Below are 16,708 nucleotides of genomic sequence, written 5' to 3'. Positions count from 1 at the left end.
CCCAATAAAAACAAAACAACATAAAATGTCTAGTAAATCAAAATTCAGAGAATGGTTTGACCGCTACAAATATTCCGAATTGGCAGCGACTAGTGCTGCCTTGCTTGCTTCACAATTCAGTAAGATTTACAGCCAAATAGTAACTGCATACCTTATCACCTTTTCGGAATATTTTGCATTCTATAGTGTTATGATTTACAGGTCTTATAAAAAACACCAAGAGCAAAACGAAAAAGTTACACTTAAAGATATTTTGCTTTTGATTCGAAATTTATTCTTGGAATTCGGCTATCCCGCTGCTTTAGATTTCTTTTTGATTCGGCCATTTTGTATGTATTGGCTCCCAATAATAACTGGTAATCATTTAATTGGAATATTTTTAGGCAAAATAACAGCAGATTGCTTTTTTTATTTTTTCTCAATAATAAATTATGAATTAATGAAAAAGAAAAAAATATGAAACCTTAATTTAACCGCAAAGTCCTCTTGGCATTAAAACTTTGCGGTTTGTATTTATTACTTTTAAACCAAAGTAGCCGTTGTCGAGATTTCGGTATTGAATAATTTCGAAATTGGACAATTTTTTTCGGCTTTGGTTACCAATTCTTGAAAAAGTTCATTTGAAATCCCATCAATTTTGGCCGTTACAGTTAATTGTGATTCTTTGATGGTTCCCTCCAACAAATTGATAACACATTTTGTTTCAATACTTTTGATAGCAGCCGTTGTTTCCCCAATAAAAGCGGTAAGTTGCATTGTAAAACAACCTGCATGAGCTGCCGCAACTAATTCCTCTGGGTTTGTTCCTACCCCTTCGTCAAATCTGGATTTGAATGAGTATTGCGTATTATTTAAAACAGTACTTTGAGTCGTTAAGGTTCCTGATCCATCCATAAGTGAACCATTCCATACTGCGGTTGCGTTTCTTTTCATAATGTTCGAATTTTGTTGATTTACTCAAATTTAGTTTTTTGTGATAGAAAAATTCCTTCAACTTGTTTTATTTAACTAAATTTTAATACTCTACTAATAATCAATGGTTTATGTTTCTTATTTAAAAATAATACTATAAAATTTGAATGTAAAAAAAATTATCTTTAGACTTTAAAATTAAAGCTAACAATGAAACAATGCATACTAAAAACAATTCAATCGATATGGATTATTTTGAGGCTTGGTTTGTTGATTTGATTTGTAATTTCATACCAAACCAAAGGAGTAAACAAAGCTGTACTGTAAAGCAACTCAGATATTTTGATAACGAACACAAAAGATTTTATTTGTTTTACTCCAAAGAAAGGATTTCAAAAAAACTTTATTTTATTTCCTGGAGCAATGGTTGCAGCTAATGCCTATACCCCACTTTGTCGTAAAATTGCGGAAAACGGATACAAAAGTATCATCATTAAAATGCCTTGGCGACTTCCGTCATGTGGTTACAATAAACCCAAAGAAATCGGTCTGTTTAAGGATCGCTCCACAAAGTATATTCTAGCGGGACACTCGAAAGGAGGAAAAATGGCTGCTCAATTTGTTTATGAGAATCCAAAATTAATAGACCAATTAATTTTATTGGGGATCACACATCCTCGTGATTTTGATTTATCTCATTCGATAATTCCTGTACTGAAAATATACGGTTCTAATGATGGTGTGGCCGAAACCAATGCCGTACAGCAAAACAAATCGAAATTACCTTTATCCACCAAATATGTTTTGATTGAAGGCGGAAATCACTCCCAATTTGGTTACTACGGCTTTCAACTAGGAGATAACAAAGCTCGTATTGACAGGGAAGAACAGCAAAAAATAATTTTAGATTCCATTCTCTCATTCATTAAAAACTAAAGCTCATTGTTGCTTATTATCCCTTGCCCCCGATTACATCACTAGCTATAATTTTAATTGGAGTTCAGTGAACTTCGTTTGTAGTGAAAAACCCGGAGTCGCGATGGCTTATATTTTTTTGTAGAGGCAAAGCGACCAGAGGAAGCTCTTGCAGCTACATTAGAAATGTTGCCATAGGGACGAGGATTTGAAACGAAAAGCAGGAACAGGCACAAATAATTAGTCAATAATTTCGTTACTTTATAATAACCTTTAATCTATTTGCTATGAAAAAATATATCTTAATTAGCTGTCTATTGGTTGTTTTTGCCTGTAAAACCAAAAATGTAAATGGGAAAAAAATTGGCAATGAAATTTCGGCAACCGAGTTGAATGCTGACCAGGAAGCTCAAAAAAACAAAGCTTATGAATTGGGCAAAAGGATTTTGATGACCTGTAACACCTCAAAATTTACTCCTTTTAACAAAAGTGAGGCAACAGAAAAACTTATTGCGAACTCGACTGAAAAAAAAGTTAAAGAAATTGGTGCCAAATACAGCTTGAAATACGGTCGTTTTAAAGATTTAGAATTTGTAGAAATGGTACCGAATAAGACCGACAATACCAATATTTATAGATTCAAGGCACATTTTGATTATGCCAAAGCCAATAAAGAACTTCGGGTTACGATGAACTCCGAAAATAAAGCCTCGTCTATCGCTACCAAAGATTGGAAAGATGATTTTGAATAGTGATAATTAGAAAGCCGTTTTTGATAAAAAAATTAAAAATTAAAATCTAAAAATAAATTAAAGGCTTATTTTTGCGGCATGGCAAAGAAAAATACAGACAAAGTTGTCTTTCATCAAATAAAAGTCCTTGATGCTGGAGCAAAAGGCGTATCGGTAGCAAAAGCTCCCGACGGTAAAGTTATATTTATCCCGAATGTAGTACCTGGTGATGTGGTAGATGTACAAACTTTTAAGAAGCGTAAAGCTTATTATGAAGGAAAAGCAGTAAAATTCCATGAATATTCCGAACATCGTGTAGATCCAATTTGTGACCATTTTGGGGTTTGTGGGGGATGCAAATGGCAAAATATGAATTATGACCAACAATTGTTTTTTAAACAAAACGAGGTAAAGAATCATTTGCAGCGCATTGGTAAAATTGAACTTCCTGAGTTTGAAAACATTTTAGGCTCTGAGAAAAAGTTTTTTTATCGAAATAAAATGGAATTTTCATTTTCGAACAGTCGTTGGTTAACCGAAGAAGAAATTGGAAGTCAGGAAGATTTAGGCAATAAAAATGCTCTTGGTTTTCACATTCCAAAAATGTGGGACAAAATCTTAGATATACACAAATGTCATTTGCAAGAAGACCCTTCTAACGCTATTAGAAATGAAGTTCGTGCATTTGCCAATGAAAATGGTCTGACATTCTTTAACCCGAGAACACACGAAGGATTATTAAGAACTTTGATGTTGAGAACTGCTTCGACTGGCGAAATCATGGTTTTGATTCAGTTTTTTGAAGATGATAAAAACAATCGTGAATTGATACTGGATCACTTAGTCGAAAAATTTCCTCAAATTACTTCATTACAATACGTGATAAACAACAAAGCAAATGATACTTTGTATGATACCGATATTCAATTATACAAAGGAAGAGATTATATCTTGGAAGAAATGGAAGGTTTAAAATTTAGTATAAATGCTAAATCCTTTTATCAAACCAACTCGGATCAGGCTTATGAATTATACAAAATAACAAGAGATTTTGCAGGGCTTACCGGAAATGAAATCGTTTATGATTTATATACAGGAACGGGAACAATTGCGCAGTTTGTTTCTAAAAAAGCAAAAAAAGTAATTGGTGTTGAGAGTGTTCCAGATGCCATCAAAGATGCTCAGGCTAATGCTTTACGCAACAATATTGGAAATTGTAATTTTTTTGTTGGGGATATGAAAGTTGTCTTCAACGATCTTTTCATTGCTCAACACGGACATCCAGATGTAATTATTACCGATCCTCCTCGTGACGGAATGCATAAAGATGTTGTGGAGCAAATCCTGAAAATAGGCCCACAAAAAGTAGTTTATGTAAGTTGCAACTCAGCTACTCAAGCAAGAGATTTAGCTTTGATGGACGAAAAATACAAAGTTACAAGAGTACGTCCAGTAGATATGTTTCCGCAAACACATCATGTAGAAAATGTTGTACTTTTAGAGAGACGATAAGAGCCTATTACATGAAAAAAATACTTGCTTTCTTAATGATCCTTGGTTTTGCATCTTCTAGTTGTGAACCAGACGATATTTGTGATCCCAATACTCCTACAACACCACGAATGTTGGTTCAGTTTTATGATTACAACAACCCTTCAAAATTAAAAGATGTCACCACTTTGAAAATAATTGGAGAAGGAATGACCGAAGGGGTTGTCTTGTCACCTTCAGCAAGTGGAGATGCTCAGTATGTAACCAGTGGTAATAATATTTTACTCCCCTTAAATACAAATACAGATCAAGTAAAATATAAATTCATTCTATTTTACGGCAACAAAAATCCGTTATTCGTAAACGAAGATAATTTAGAATTTAACTATACTCGTGAAAATTCATATGTATCAAGAGCCTGCGGGTTTAAAACAACATTTGAACTAAATGCAAAAAGTCCTTTTGTTCTTACAGATGCAGAAACAGCAGATCAAATGTGGATAAAACATGTAATAATTGAACAACGTAACATAACATACGAAAATGAAACAATCGTTAAAATATTCTTTTAGTTTTTTCTTTTTGTTGTCGTTGTTTTTTGTTCATGCTCAAGATAATCCAAAAACAACAGATACTGCACCTGAAATAATAGTAAAAGGTTCGAATGGAGTATCTATAGAAAAGGGTACCGATAAAAAACTCGAAGAAGTAAAAGATACTATCAAACCCAAAACCGAGCGTTATGGTTTGATTATTGGTACCGATTTATTTAAAATCGCCCGTTCTTTTTATGATTCGAATTACAAAGGGATAGCATTTGTTGCTGACTATCGCTTGACTCGAAAATATTACATTTATGGCGAAGTAGGAACCGAGGACATCACCATTGAAGATCCTTTGTTGAACACCACTACAAAAGGAGCATACCTAAAAGCAGGATTTAATTACAATGCTTATACCAATTGGTTAGATATGGAAAACATGATAACTGTTGGAGTTCGTGCTGGATTTAGTGCCTTTAACGAAGAATTGAACGATTTTACCATCTATAATCCGAACCCTTATTTTGGTCAAAACACTAGTGTTCCTGCCAATATAACTTATGATGGTTTGACAGCTGGTTGGCTGGAAGCTACCGCTGGGGTTAATGTAAAAGTATTTAACAATGTTTATGTTGGTTTTTCGTTGCAATTAAAAGTATTATTAATGAATTCTGAACCAAGTGACTTTGAAAACCTTTACATACCAGGGTTCAACAGAACGTATGATGGGAATTTTGGAGCCGGTTTTAATTATACAGTTTCCTATTTCATACCACTTTACAAGAAAAAAGTAGTTCCTGCACCTACAGAACCTAAGAAAAAATAACTTCTAATTACATCATAAAAAAGGAGTACGATTGATTTATAATGCAATCGTACTCCTTTTTTATACAACTTTAGACTATCCTATTTCCTTAATTCCCTTGACAAATATCCAAGACATAAATAATTTTTCTCCATCTTTAGTTTTGGCAGCTTGAAATTTTGGGGCTAATAATGTTCCTCCCAAAAAAGCTACAGTCGGGATCCAAAATCCTGTCAAACCTGTGTATTGTGCTACTAAATAACGAAATAGAATAAACAATATAGCGAAGCACCCCAAATTGTAAAGAAAAGCTCTTACTTGTAATTTTGACATTTTAAAGAAATTTAAATTTATTAATTCTCAAAAATAATTGAAAATATAGACTTTCTACCAAAAGCATTCAAATATATTTATACACATCGGTAAAAACTAACTTTCTAAACCCTCTTTGTATTTGCATCAAATAATTAGAACAATTTGTTTTTTGTATTGATTTATGTACTAAATTTATGTCCCTCAATAAAAACAAACACACAAACCATTGCAAACCAGTAATATACATTTTAAAATTTAAGATTTTCATTCTAGAAATACTTCTCCAAATTAAATCCTTTTCGTTCTAAAATTAAGCACAACTATATTATTTGAAATAATCGAAACCGTAAAACAAATTACCCAAGACTAATAAAAAAAACTACTGCCAAAACCATAATAACTGTCCCACAATATACAATTCAACCTACGGTAAATTTAAAATACGTTTATAATAATTTTAAAAATAACTACCATGGCAATTGACTTTTCTATTACAAGCGCTATAACTCCAAGTGGGAGAAAAGCCTTCAATGCACAACGCATCAATACAACAGAACCAAAATTCATTATTGGAAACAAAACCATGTATGATGGTAATTTTGGATTATTCAACACTTCGGTAACGACAGGGCAAGTTTACAAACCCGAAGATTATGTAGCCGAATATGGTTTTTGGGCTTATTTTATTTATCCAACAGCAATGGCAGAAAGTTCAGGATCATTTAAATGCTTAAACACCTATGACAGAGCACAATTCACTTTTACTTTTATGCAATATGCAGCACATGTCCCTAATGGTGATTTTGTAAGATTTTTCAGAAAGTTACTGCAATTACCCAATGCTTCTGACTATTTCCCTAAATTAGTTTTATCCAACAATCGAATTTTTTATAAATCCTCGAGCGGAATACTTTCTCCCTTAGAAAATGATTCCAGTTCACAAGCCTTAATGAATTATCTAAATCCTACGCTCAATGATGTTGAAAACCAAGAGTTGATATGTGCAGCTCGTTTTGTACACTGGGCTACAAACGATTCCAACCATCGAAAAATACAAGTTGAGACGGCTATAGAAATGTATAAAGAGAATATGAAATCGTATCACAAACGATACGGCTTAGACAATGCTCCAGCAAATGTCTGTCAGATGATTTGTGATATTCGACATCAAGGAAGAGCCAAAAGTGATCGCATTGTACTTGCCTTAAACACTAATGGCAATTATGACAAAGCCTTTTCTAATTTATGCACCATTGGTAATGTCAATTATCAAAATAGAATTAATACAGTACGTGGTACAATAAAAAAACTCACCGATTTAGGTAAATTTTCGATGAGATACGATGCCGGAAGTGGCGAGTTTGTAAAATATTGAAAAAACAAGTAGGTATAAAAAATTAAGATTTAAAACAGATGAGTACATATTTAATCAGCAATAGAGAAGTTATAACAAACAAAGGAAAAGAAGCTTTTAGCAATGATGGGAAAAAAGCGGCTTTACCCAATTTTAGAGTTGCAGAGTGCAAAGTCAATACTTCAACCAAAAAAATCACCTACTCGCTTTTAAGCGATCTCACAGAACCAGATTATAGTAAAATTATTGATGTGGTCGAAAATCGATTACCAAAAGAGCAATTAGGAGGTACAGAATATATGTTTTATGATTTATATATTTCAATGAAAGATACTGGCAAACCCTATTCTGATGTCTTATTCTTTATTCATGGTTATCAAACCACTCACGAAGAGGAGTTGCAACATATTGTAAAACTTCAAGAGTTATATTTAGGCGATAATTCTAATGTAAAACATTTAATTTATTTGAGCTGGCCAACATCCAATAGTAAAATTTTGACCTATTGGAGCGACAAGGAAGATTCCATTATCACAGGACAAGCCTTATCAAGAATTTACCTAAAACTGAATAAGTTTTTCTACACTATGTTCAAAAAGTACGAACAGGAAAATTGCAAACAAAAAATTCACATCATGTCCCATTCAATGGGGAATCAGGTGTTAAAACAAATGATGGGAAGCTTAAACGAAAAATACATTATTCCTTTTGTTGGCGAAATTATCCTATTACATGCCGATGTATCTGCTGATTCATTTGAAAATAGTCAGCCGTTTACAAAACTTCATAAATTAGGGCAACGTACCCACATCTACATTCACAAAGGAGACGATGCTTTAACCATTTCGACAACTACAAAAAATTTATCAAAAAGATTAGGAAAAGCAGGACCATCTAACGTAAAAGAGCTAAGTCAATCAACTTTTATCGTGGACGTAACTGGAATTACTTATGACAAAACAAAAAAAGAGCCTTTTTTTACCAAGGTCATGCAAAACGTAATCGATCATTGGGGATATTTAACCAGTAGTCAGGAAATTGAAGACATCATAAAAATACTCAATGGTGAAGACGAAAGAAGAGTAGCTAACAGAAAACGTCATGATCTTTACACAAATTATTTTTATTTAAGTTCAGAAAATATTATTCAAAGTATTTAAGTACCTCAACAGAATACTACAATTAACTAACACCATAATCAACAAAAAAATCTAACAAAAAAATATTTATGGAACTAACAAGTAGCTTAAAAGAGGCCGGATACGATCTGATAGACAGCCCTGTAAGAAATCATAAACTTACTCAATTGTGGTTGAAAAAGGATTTTGATAAAATCCAAATGTATTACGATCAGTTGCAGTATGCCTTTACCAGTACTGTCGATTTACCGGTATTTACCAATACAGCTTTAAAAGTAACTTCTTCCGAAAGAAATGAATTCAATTTCAATATCGGAATCACAATTCTAGATGACATTCTAAAATCTATTGGACTATCAAATTTTGATATTTCAGCCGAAATCAAAAGCGGAAAGAGTGTAACAGTAAGCTATAATAATTCTATCACCAAAGAAATAGAAATTGGTGCATTAGAACACTACTTGTCTAATTTCGATTTTTTGCATCCTAATAACGTATTGCTCAAAAATCTCAATCAAAATGATGTAATCATTATCACTGGAATTTTGTATGCCAAAAATTTGAATATCGAAATCGATACTGATTATACCATTTCAGCAGATTTAAAAGCGAAGTTAACAGAAATAGCAGGAGGCAAACTTGATTTTAGCAAAAGTTCCGAAAAAACAATCAAAATGACAGCCGATACAGGCGATTACTATCCCATTGCTGTAAAAGCAAACCGTTTGGATTTTGATCATGGAAAATTCAAAAAACATTTTCTCATCACTGATAATAGGAATTTATTTTAGGTATAAATAATCCCGAAGTTTCTTTCATCAAAGAAACTATCGGGATTATTTTGGGGATAATTTACAAAATCTGATTTCTAATTACTGTTGTCTGAAATCTGAAATTTAGTTCTTTTACTTCCTTCGTACATTTCGTATTTTACCAATCTAGCTTCGATACTAGCATTATAAAGTTTTATTTTTCTGGAAGGTTTTAGACCTACAAATTTAAGAGCGTCCAAATTCCCAGTAATAAACCAAGCATTGGTACCTGGATAGTTTTTCTTTAAAGTATCTCCGATATTTTTGTAGAAAGTTTCCATTTTTATATCCAAACGTTCATCATAAGGAGGATTGAATGTGATATGCAATTTCCCTTGTGTTGTTTTCTCGGTATCAAAGAAGTTATCTTCTGAAACCGTAACATAATCGGACAAATTAGCATTTCTAACATTGTCTTTGGCTTTTTGAACCGCTGAGGGCGCCTTATCGTATCCTTTAATAGTGTAATGAAACTCACGTACTTTTTTCATCAACGAATTCATAATTTGGTCAAACAATTCATTGTCCCAATCGTTCCATTTTTCAAAAGCAAATTCCTTACGATTAATATTGGCTGGAATATTACAAGCAATCATAGCTGCTTCAACCAAGAAAGTTCCAGAACCACACATCGGATCCAAAAAATCACTTTGCCCATCCCAACCCGAAAGCAATAAAACTCCAGCGGCTAAAACCTCATTAATAGGAGCAATATTGGTAGCCGTTCTATATCCACGGTGGTGCAATGAATTCCCTGAAGTATCTAATGAAACCGAAACTTGATCCTTATCAACATGAATATTGATTCTTAAATCAGGATACGCTTTATCAATACTTGGCCGCTGTCCTGTTCTTTCTCTAAACTGATCTACAACAGCATCTTTACATTTTTGAGATACGAATTCCGAATGATTAAAATGCTCTGAATGTATTGTTGTATCGATTACAAAAGTTTGATTGGCATTGATATATTTGGACCAATTTACCCCTCGCATTCCTTTATACAAATCTTGTTCATTTCTGGCTCTAAAAGAATAAATGGGTTTCAAAATCTTCAAAGCGGTACGCAAAGACAAATTTGCTTTGTACATAAACCCTTTGTCTCCTTTAAAACTCACCATTCTCACCCCCTTCTCTACTTCTTGGGCTCCTAAAGCTTTCAATTCGTTCACCAAAATATCTTCAAAACCAAAAAAGGTTTTGGCAACCATCTTAAAATTATTTTCCATCGCTCTACAAATTCTTATTTCTGTTAAATAGATTTCGTCTTACTAGCTCATTTTGTATTGCTAATCACCAATCCCTATTTACTAATCACTAATTACAATCAGCTATTAGCTATATTTCAGGCAAAAATACACTAAATTTGCCGGACTTAAATTAATTGAAAAAGAATAAATGTCCGATTCTAATAACTATAAAACACAAATAGAAAACACCAATACCGAAAATTGGTTTGCATCTTGGTTCGATACTCCTTATTACCACATTCTTTACAAAGAAAGAAACTATAGAGAGGCTCAAATTTTTATGGATAATCTAACGCATTATCTAAATCTTCCGGAGAAAGCAAAAGTACTGGATTTGTGTTGTGGCAAAGGCAGACATTCTATTTATTTAAGCCAATTGGGGTTTAATGTTATTGGGGCTGATTTATCTGAGAACAGTATAGCCGAAGCCAATAAAAACCAAAACACCAACCTACATTTTCAAGTGCATGATATGCGCGAGAAATTTGATGATAAATTTGATGCTATCTTTAATTTATTTACCAGTTTTGGGTACTTTGAGAATGATGATGACAACCTAACAACATTAAAAGCCATCAAAGAAAGCTTAACCGAACAAGGTTTTGCCGTTATCGATTTTATGAATGTCAATAACGTAATTGCAAATTTGGTTCCAGAAGAAGTAAAAACTGTCGAAGGTATTGATTTTCATATCAAAAGATATGTAAGTGATGGCCATATCTACAAAGAAATAGATTTTGAAGACAAAGGGCGTCAATTTCATTTTACTGAAAAAGTAAAAGCGCTAACACTAAAAGATTTTGAGTCAATGATGGAAGAAGCAGGAATTTATTTATTGGATATTTTTGGCGATTATAAATTAAAAAAATTCCACAAAACAGAGAGTGAACGATTGATTATGATTTTCAAATAACAAAAACGCAACAATCAATCAAAAAGGCTTAAACGTATAAACGAAAAAAATCAAAATGAATTACCTATTACCATTATTTTCTGTATTAATTGGCTATTTTATGGCTTTATTTTTTAAGCCCAAAAACAAGACAAATCTTAAGTTACTATTAGCCTTTAGCGGTTCATTTTTACTTTCGCTTACAGTGATGCATTTGTTACCTGAGGTTTACGAAAGTCACGATCATAGCATAGGTCTTTTTATAATGATCGGGATTTTATTTCAAATTATCTTAGAATTTTTCTCAAAAGGTGCAGAACACGGTCATGTACATGGTCACGAAAAGATGCATCATATACCGTGGTCACTATTCATCAGTCTTTGTCTTCATGCTTTTCTAGAAGGTTTCCCTGTGAGTCATCATCATGATTTAGCAGTAGGAATAGCAATTCATCATTTTCCAATTGCTATTATTTTGACCATGTTTTTTATCAATTCAAAGCTCAACAAAACGGCCATTTTTATATTCATGACTACATTTGCAGTGATGACACCGCTAGGAACAGTCGTTTCCGATTATATTCCGCAACTGAATGATTATTATACCCAAATCACTGCTGTGGTAATTGGAATTTTATTTCATATTTCATCGACAATCATTTTTGAAAGTAGCGAAGGACATAAATTTAATGTTGCTAAAATTTCGATGATCGTATTAGGAATTGTAATTGCTCGTTTTTTATAAGATTATTATTTTAAAAAAATCATGAGTCTAAAACATTTATTCAAAGCAAAATTAAATTGGACTTCTACTCCAAGAGAAGCTGTTTTAGGCTCAAAACAATACACCAAAACCCACCAAATAGTCATTGACAGAAAAGAAATTTTGAATGTTTCTGCTGCCAAAGCTTTCAAAGGTGATCCTAATTTATACAACCCCGAAGATTTATTATTGAGCAGTTTGGTTTCCTGTCATATGATGTCATATTTGTATGTTTGTTCTCAAAAAGGAATCGAAATTGTTTCTTATCAGGATGATGCAGAAGCAATTCTTGAAGTTCTAGAAAATGGTTCAGGACGATTTATAGAAGTCCGTTTGCATCCCAAAGTTATCATTAAACAGGAAGACAAAATATCCGAAGCACTAACTTTACATTCCAAAGCCAATGAACTTTGCTTCATAGCCAATTCTTGTAACTTTAAGATTTATCATTTTCCAAGTTGTAGTATCTAAATTTTTCTAAACAGAACACTCCATCTCATCTGCAAATAATCACAAAATTTACAAATTTGGAATTCTTATCTTTGCATCGAAATTAAGGCAATGAAATCAGAAAAGAAAATAGAAAAGACCAATTTACATCCTAGAAACCTACATCGATTAGGATATAATTTTGACCTTTTGACCCAAGACAATCCCGAGTTAAAAAAGTTTGTTACGATAAACAAATACAATATTGAGACAATTGATTTTAGTGACCCAATAGCCGTAAAAACACTCAACAAATCCTTATTAGCAACTCATTACGGTATACGAAATTGGGACATCCCAAAAAATTATCTTTGCCCCCCTATTCCTGGCCGTGCCGATTACATTCATTATATAGCCGACTTATTATCGTATTCAAATAACGGAAACATTCCGCTAGGCGAAAACATTATGGGGCTCGATATTGGTGTGGGATCTAATTGTATTTATCCTATCATTGGTTCTACCACTTATAATTGGAGTTTTGTAGGAACTGACATTGACCCTAAAGCTATTGAAAATTGCAGTGCAATCATTCAAAAAAATCCAAAGTTAATAGACGCTATTAGTTTGCAACAACAACCTGAATCTCGGTTTATTTTTAAAAATATCATAACTCCCGAAGATCGATTTGACTTTACGATTTGCAATCCTCCTTTTCATAACTCGGCCGAAGAAGCTCAAAAAAGTAGTATCCGAAAAGTAAGTAATTTAAATCCGAATGCTGCCAAAAAAGATAAGCCTATTTTAAATTTCGGAGGACAAAATACCGAATTATGGTGCAATGGTGGCGAATTAGCCTTTATCAAACAAATGATTTTTGAAAGTGCCAAATATCCAATGCAGGTTTTATGGTTCACTACATTGGTTTCTAAAAATGATAACCTAAAGAGTATTTACAAAACGTTAGCTAAAGTTCATGCTGCAACCATCAAAACCGTTGATATGGTTCAAGGACAAAAAACAAGTCGATTTGTTGCTTGGTCATTTTTGACCGAAGAGCAACAACAAAAATGGAAATTTGAACAATCTTTTCAATAAACACCACTAATATTGTTTTGCGATTTTAAGATTTAGACAACGTATTTTAAAACGAACAGAAGCAGTAAAAAATGTAACTTTTGTCTTAAATTTACGTCTAACAACTTTAACTTAAATCAAAAAAACATGGACCCATTTGTGATTATTTTTTTAGCCGTAGCGCTAATTATTTTCTTTTCTTCTTTTTTCACAGTAAAACAACAAACAGCAGTTGTTATTGAGCGTTTTGGTAAATTTTTAAGTATCCGAAACTCTGGGTTACAACTAAAAGTTCCAATCATAGATAGAATTGCGGGAAGAGTAAACTTTAGAATACAACAATTGGACGTAATTATCGAAACACAAACCAAGGACAATGTATTTGTGAAAATGAAAATTTCGGTACAATTTAAAGTAATTCCCGAGAATGCATACGAAGCATTTTACAAATTAGAATATCCTCATGACCAAATTACCGCTTATGTTTTTGATGTGGTTCGTGCCGAAGTTCCTAAACTTATTTTGGATGATGTATTTGCTAGAAAAGACGATATTGCCATTGCGGTAAAAAGAGAATTAAACGAAGCAATGATGGCCTATGGTTATGACATCATCAATACTTTAGTAACCGATATTGACCCTGATATTCAGGTAAAAAATGCCATGAACAGAATTAATGCTGCTGAAAGAGAAAAAACGGCTGCTATGTTCGAATCGGAAGCACAAAGAATCAGAATCGTTGCAAAAGCAAAAGCTGAAGCAGAAAGTAAAAAACTTCAAGGGCAAGGTATTGCGGATCAAAGAAGAGAAATTGCACGCGGATTAGTAGAAAGTGTTGCGGTACTTAACGAAGTGGGAATAAATTCGCAAGAAGCTTCTGCATTGATTGTGATTACGCAACATTACGACACTTTGCAATCCATTGGTGCCGAAGCTAATTCGAACTTAATATTGCTACCAAATTCTCCTCAAGCAGCAAATGATATGCTTAACAATATGGTAACTAGTTTCTCGGCTTCGAATATTATTGGAGAAAAGATGAAAAAACAAATGCAGAAAACTAAAAAAACTGATAATAATACAACAGAAAACAATCCATCAGACGCACCAGAAACTGAGATTTAAGGATTCGTTTTTAACAATACTAATCCCCTACCTGTTAGGTTTTAAAAAAGTAATAAATTAAACTTCCTCCGTTTTCTACTCTACTAATAAACTTTAGAAATGAAACTTTATATCCAAAATAATTTCACAACCGAATTACCTGCTGATCCAAACGAAAGAAATATTCCAAGACAGGTAGAAAAAGCTTGCTTTTCATATGTGATTCCTAAAGAACCTTCGGATCCATCTTTAATTCATGCTTCGGAAGAAGTTGCAGGTTTAATAGGTTTAAAGACAGAGGATATTTACTCAAAGGATTTTTTAAATGTCTTTTCAGGAAAAACAATCTATCCTGATACAAAACCATATGCAATGCCATATGCAGGTCATCAATTTGGGAATTGGGCTGGACAACTAGGCGATGGTAGAGCCATTAATCTAACAGAAGTGACCAACAACAACAAATTGTTTACACTACAACTAAAAGGAGCTGGACCTACACCCTACTCTCGTACTGCTGATGGTTTTGCTGTTTTGCGATCATCGATACGAGAACATCTTTGTGCCGAAGCTATGCATTATCTTGGAGTTCCAACCACTCGATCCCTTTCATTAATGCTATCCGGAGATTTGGTAGAAAGAGATATGCTGTACAACGGAAATATAGCCGAAGAAAAAGGGGCAATTGTGTGTAGAGTTGCACCGTCTTTCATCCGTTTTGGTAATTTCGAATTGTTTGCTTCTCGAGGAGATCACGATACTTTACAATTATTAGCCGATTATACTATCAAACATCATTTTACATCGATTCGTACCAAAGGCATACAGAAGTATCTGGATTTTTTTCATGAAGTAACTCAAACTACACTGGAAATGATTATACATTGGCAGCGAGTTGGTTTTGTTCATGGTGTTATGAATACAGATAATATGTCAATTCATGGAATAACCATCGATTATGGACCTTATGGATGGCAAGATGATTACAACCTCAACTGGACTCCAAATACAACAGACAGGCAATATAAAAGATACCGATTTGGTAATCAGCCCGAAATTGCGTTGTGGAATTTGTATCAATTGGCTAATGCATTATATCCTCTAATTAATGATGCTAAACCCCTAGAAGAAATTTTAAATTCGTATAATCTCAATTATCAAAAGGGATATTTGGATATGATGAGAAATAAACTGGGACTCAAAATAGTCAAAGAAGAAGATGTATTTTTAATTGAGGGGTTGATTGAACTATTACAACTAATTGAAACGGATATGACCATTTTCTTTAGAAACTTAGCCAATGTTGAGAAAATAGATTCTGCTGAAATAACTTTGAATAAAATTCAAGAAGCTTTTTATAATGAAAACGATTTAAAGGAAACCACTTTGACTAATTGGCATATTTGGCTGCAACATTACATCGAAAGAATAAATCAAGAAACACTTTCTGATACTGAAAGAAAAGAACAAATGAATAACGTCAATCCAAAATATGTTTTGCGAAATTATATGGCGCAACTCAGCATTGATGCAGCTAATAATGGCGATTATACTTTGATAAATGAGCTATTCGAATTGCTAAAAAAACCTTATGATGAACAACCCGAAAAACAAGATTGGTTTGCTAAAAGACCTGACTGGGCTCGAAATAAAGTAGGCTGTTCTATGTTAAGCTGTAGTTCCTAAAAACAAAAAATCCTAATTACTTAGGATTTTTTGTTTTTACCAAAATTGAATTTGACTTTTTCTACTGGCGAAATTTTACCATTTCCCTTTGGAAATTTTTTCTTAGCAGGCTTCTTAGAACCTGATCCTGATTGAGATGGACTTTGGTCGCCTCTATATTGCTCTTGATCTTTTGGTTTAGCTTTGAATTCTTGTCTTGGCTTAGAAGTTTCTTTTCTTGGAATTTGAGCTTTATGTTTGGCCAAAACTTCGTTAGGGTTTTTAGGATTCTCTTTTGTCCCTCTTAAATGAATCACCAATCCGTTTAGGAAATTACGCAGGATTTGATCCCCACATTCTTTGTAATTTTCATGTTTTTCATCACGAAAAAAAGCACCCAACTCCGATTTTGAAATTCTAAAATCTACCAACTCTAAAATTTCTACAATTTGATCGTCGCGTAACATCAAAGCAACTCGAAGTTTCTTGAATATATCGTTATTAGTCATTTT

The 16,708-nt window shown here is 33.1% G+C and carries 19 protein-coding genes; 15 read left to right on the top strand and 4 right to left on the bottom strand.

Annotation, left to right across the window (positions count from 1 at the left end):
* Positions 1 to 25: 25 nt before the first annotated feature.
* The gene (locus ABEB18_RS12235; protein ID WP_348799590.1) at positions 26 to 460 is read left to right on the top strand and encodes a hypothetical protein; all 435 of its coding nucleotides are present in this window, start codon (positions 26 to 28) and stop codon (positions 458 to 460) included.
* 62 nt (positions 461 to 522) lie between these two features.
* Here the strand turns inward: ABEB18_RS12235 and ABEB18_RS12230 are convergent, their stop codons facing one another.
* Positions 523 to 933 carry an OsmC family peroxiredoxin gene (locus ABEB18_RS12230; protein WP_348799589.1) on the bottom strand — a complete coding sequence of 137 codons (411 nt, stop codon included), beginning with the start codon at positions 931 to 933 and terminating at the stop codon, positions 523 to 525.
* 321 nt (positions 934 to 1,254) lie between these two features.
* On the opposite strand from ABEB18_RS12230, the gene ABEB18_RS12225 reads away from it, so the two are divergent.
* The 5 genes from ABEB18_RS12225 (at position 1,255) to ABEB18_RS12205 (ending at position 5,417) form a co-directional block, all read left to right on the top strand.
* Positions 1,255 to 1,848 carry an alpha/beta hydrolase gene (locus ABEB18_RS12225; RefSeq protein ID WP_348799588.1) on the top strand — a complete coding sequence of 198 codons (594 nt, stop codon included), beginning with the start codon at positions 1,255 to 1,257 and terminating at the stop codon, positions 1,846 to 1,848.
* Positions 1,849 to 2,114: 266 nt separating this feature from the next.
* Positions 2,115 to 2,579, top strand: coding sequence for a hypothetical protein (locus ABEB18_RS12220; RefSeq protein ID WP_348799587.1), 465 nt, complete (start codon positions 2,115 to 2,117; stop codon positions 2,577 to 2,579).
* Positions 2,580 to 2,657: 78 nt separating this feature from the next.
* The gene (rlmD, locus tag ABEB18_RS12215; RefSeq protein WP_348799586.1) at positions 2,658 to 4,070 is read left to right on the top strand and encodes a 23S rRNA (uracil(1939)-C(5))-methyltransferase RlmD; all 1,413 of its coding nucleotides are present in this window, start codon (positions 2,658 to 2,660) and stop codon (positions 4,068 to 4,070) included.
* An 11-nt stretch (positions 4,071 to 4,081) separates the two neighbouring features.
* Positions 4,082 to 4,621: a DUF6452 family protein gene (locus tag ABEB18_RS12210; RefSeq protein ID WP_348799585.1), complete on the top strand. Its 540-nt coding sequence runs from the start codon at positions 4,082 to 4,084 to the stop codon at positions 4,619 to 4,621.
* The gene (locus tag ABEB18_RS12205; RefSeq protein ID WP_348799584.1) at positions 4,593 to 5,417 is read left to right on the top strand and encodes a DUF6048 family protein; all 825 of its coding nucleotides are present in this window, start codon (positions 4,593 to 4,595) and stop codon (positions 5,415 to 5,417) included. The genes ABEB18_RS12210 and ABEB18_RS12205 overlap by 29 nt, the downstream gene beginning before the upstream one ends.
* 75 nt (positions 5,418 to 5,492) lie before the next feature.
* Here the strand turns inward: ABEB18_RS12205 and ABEB18_RS12200 are convergent, their stop codons facing one another.
* Positions 5,493 to 5,729 carry a hypothetical protein gene (locus tag ABEB18_RS12200; protein WP_348799583.1) on the bottom strand — a complete coding sequence of 79 codons (237 nt, stop codon included), beginning with the start codon at positions 5,727 to 5,729 and terminating at the stop codon, positions 5,493 to 5,495.
* 454 nt (positions 5,730 to 6,183) lie between these two features.
* Between ABEB18_RS12200 and ABEB18_RS12195 the strand changes: the two genes are divergently transcribed.
* The 3 genes from ABEB18_RS12195 to ABEB18_RS12185 all read left to right on the top strand — a co-directional run bounded on the left by ABEB18_RS12195 (position 6,184) and on the right by ABEB18_RS12185 (position 8,995).
* A complete protein-coding gene (locus ABEB18_RS12195) occupies positions 6,184 to 7,086 on the top strand; it encodes a hypothetical protein (RefSeq protein ID WP_348799582.1) in 903 nt (300 codons plus the stop codon).
* Positions 7,087 to 7,124: 38 nt separating this feature from the next.
* Positions 7,125 to 8,225: an alpha/beta hydrolase gene (locus ABEB18_RS12190; RefSeq protein WP_348799581.1), complete on the top strand. Its 1,101-nt coding sequence runs from the start codon at positions 7,125 to 7,127 to the stop codon at positions 8,223 to 8,225.
* A gap of 68 nt (positions 8,226 to 8,293) precedes the next feature.
* Positions 8,294 to 8,995: a gasdermin gene (locus ABEB18_RS12185; protein WP_348799580.1), complete on the top strand. Its 702-nt coding sequence runs from the start codon at positions 8,294 to 8,296 to the stop codon at positions 8,993 to 8,995.
* 77 nt (positions 8,996 to 9,072) lie between these two features.
* Here ABEB18_RS12185 and ABEB18_RS12180 read toward each other — a convergent pair whose 3' ends face one another.
* The gene (locus tag ABEB18_RS12180; protein ID WP_348799579.1) at positions 9,073 to 10,245 is read right to left on the bottom strand and encodes a THUMP domain-containing class I SAM-dependent RNA methyltransferase; all 1,173 of its coding nucleotides are present in this window, start codon (positions 10,243 to 10,245) and stop codon (positions 9,073 to 9,075) included.
* A 169-nt stretch (positions 10,246 to 10,414) separates the two neighbouring features.
* Between ABEB18_RS12180 and ABEB18_RS12175 the strand changes: the two genes are divergently transcribed.
* From ABEB18_RS12175 to ABEB18_RS12150, 6 genes are all read left to right on the top strand, one after another.
* A complete protein-coding gene (locus ABEB18_RS12175; RefSeq protein WP_348799578.1) occupies positions 10,415 to 11,179 on the top strand; it encodes a class I SAM-dependent DNA methyltransferase in 765 nt (254 codons plus the stop codon).
* A 55-nt stretch (positions 11,180 to 11,234) separates the two neighbouring features.
* Entirely contained in the window at positions 11,235 to 11,903 is a 669-nt protein-coding gene (locus tag ABEB18_RS12170; RefSeq protein ID WP_348799577.1) for a ZIP family metal transporter, read from the top strand.
* 21 nt (positions 11,904 to 11,924) lie between these two features.
* Positions 11,925 to 12,392: an OsmC family protein gene (locus tag ABEB18_RS12165; protein ID WP_348799576.1), complete on the top strand. Its 468-nt coding sequence runs from the start codon at positions 11,925 to 11,927 to the stop codon at positions 12,390 to 12,392.
* A gap of 90 nt (positions 12,393 to 12,482) precedes the next feature.
* The gene (gene rlmF, locus ABEB18_RS12160) at positions 12,483 to 13,448 is read left to right on the top strand and encodes a 23S rRNA (adenine(1618)-N(6))-methyltransferase RlmF (RefSeq protein WP_348799575.1); all 966 of its coding nucleotides are present in this window, start codon (positions 12,483 to 12,485) and stop codon (positions 13,446 to 13,448) included.
* A gap of 126 nt (positions 13,449 to 13,574) precedes the next feature.
* Positions 13,575 to 14,552: an SPFH domain-containing protein gene (locus tag ABEB18_RS12155; protein WP_348799574.1), complete on the top strand. Its 978-nt coding sequence runs from the start codon at positions 13,575 to 13,577 to the stop codon at positions 14,550 to 14,552.
* A gap of 99 nt (positions 14,553 to 14,651) precedes the next feature.
* Positions 14,652 to 16,217 (top strand): protein adenylyltransferase SelO, encoded by a 1,566-nt coding sequence (locus tag ABEB18_RS12150; protein WP_348799573.1) that lies wholly within the window; start codon positions 14,652 to 14,654, stop codon positions 16,215 to 16,217.
* Positions 16,218 to 16,237: 20 nt separating this feature from the next.
* On the opposite strand, the gene ABEB18_RS12145 is transcribed toward ABEB18_RS12150, so the two are convergent.
* Positions 16,238 to 16,705, bottom strand: a complete 468-nt coding sequence (locus ABEB18_RS12145; RefSeq protein WP_348799572.1) for a DUF1456 family protein — start codon at positions 16,703 to 16,705, stop codon at positions 16,238 to 16,240.
* Positions 16,706 to 16,708 lie beyond the last annotated feature (3 nt).

The organism is Flavobacterium adhaerens (assembly GCF_040045115.1).
GTDB lineage: Bacteria > Bacteroidota > Bacteroidia > Flavobacteriales > Flavobacteriaceae > Flavobacterium > Flavobacterium adhaerens.
The sequence above is the reverse complement of the archived record's forward strand: the minus strand, read 5'-3'. Positions and strand labels throughout refer to the sequence as shown.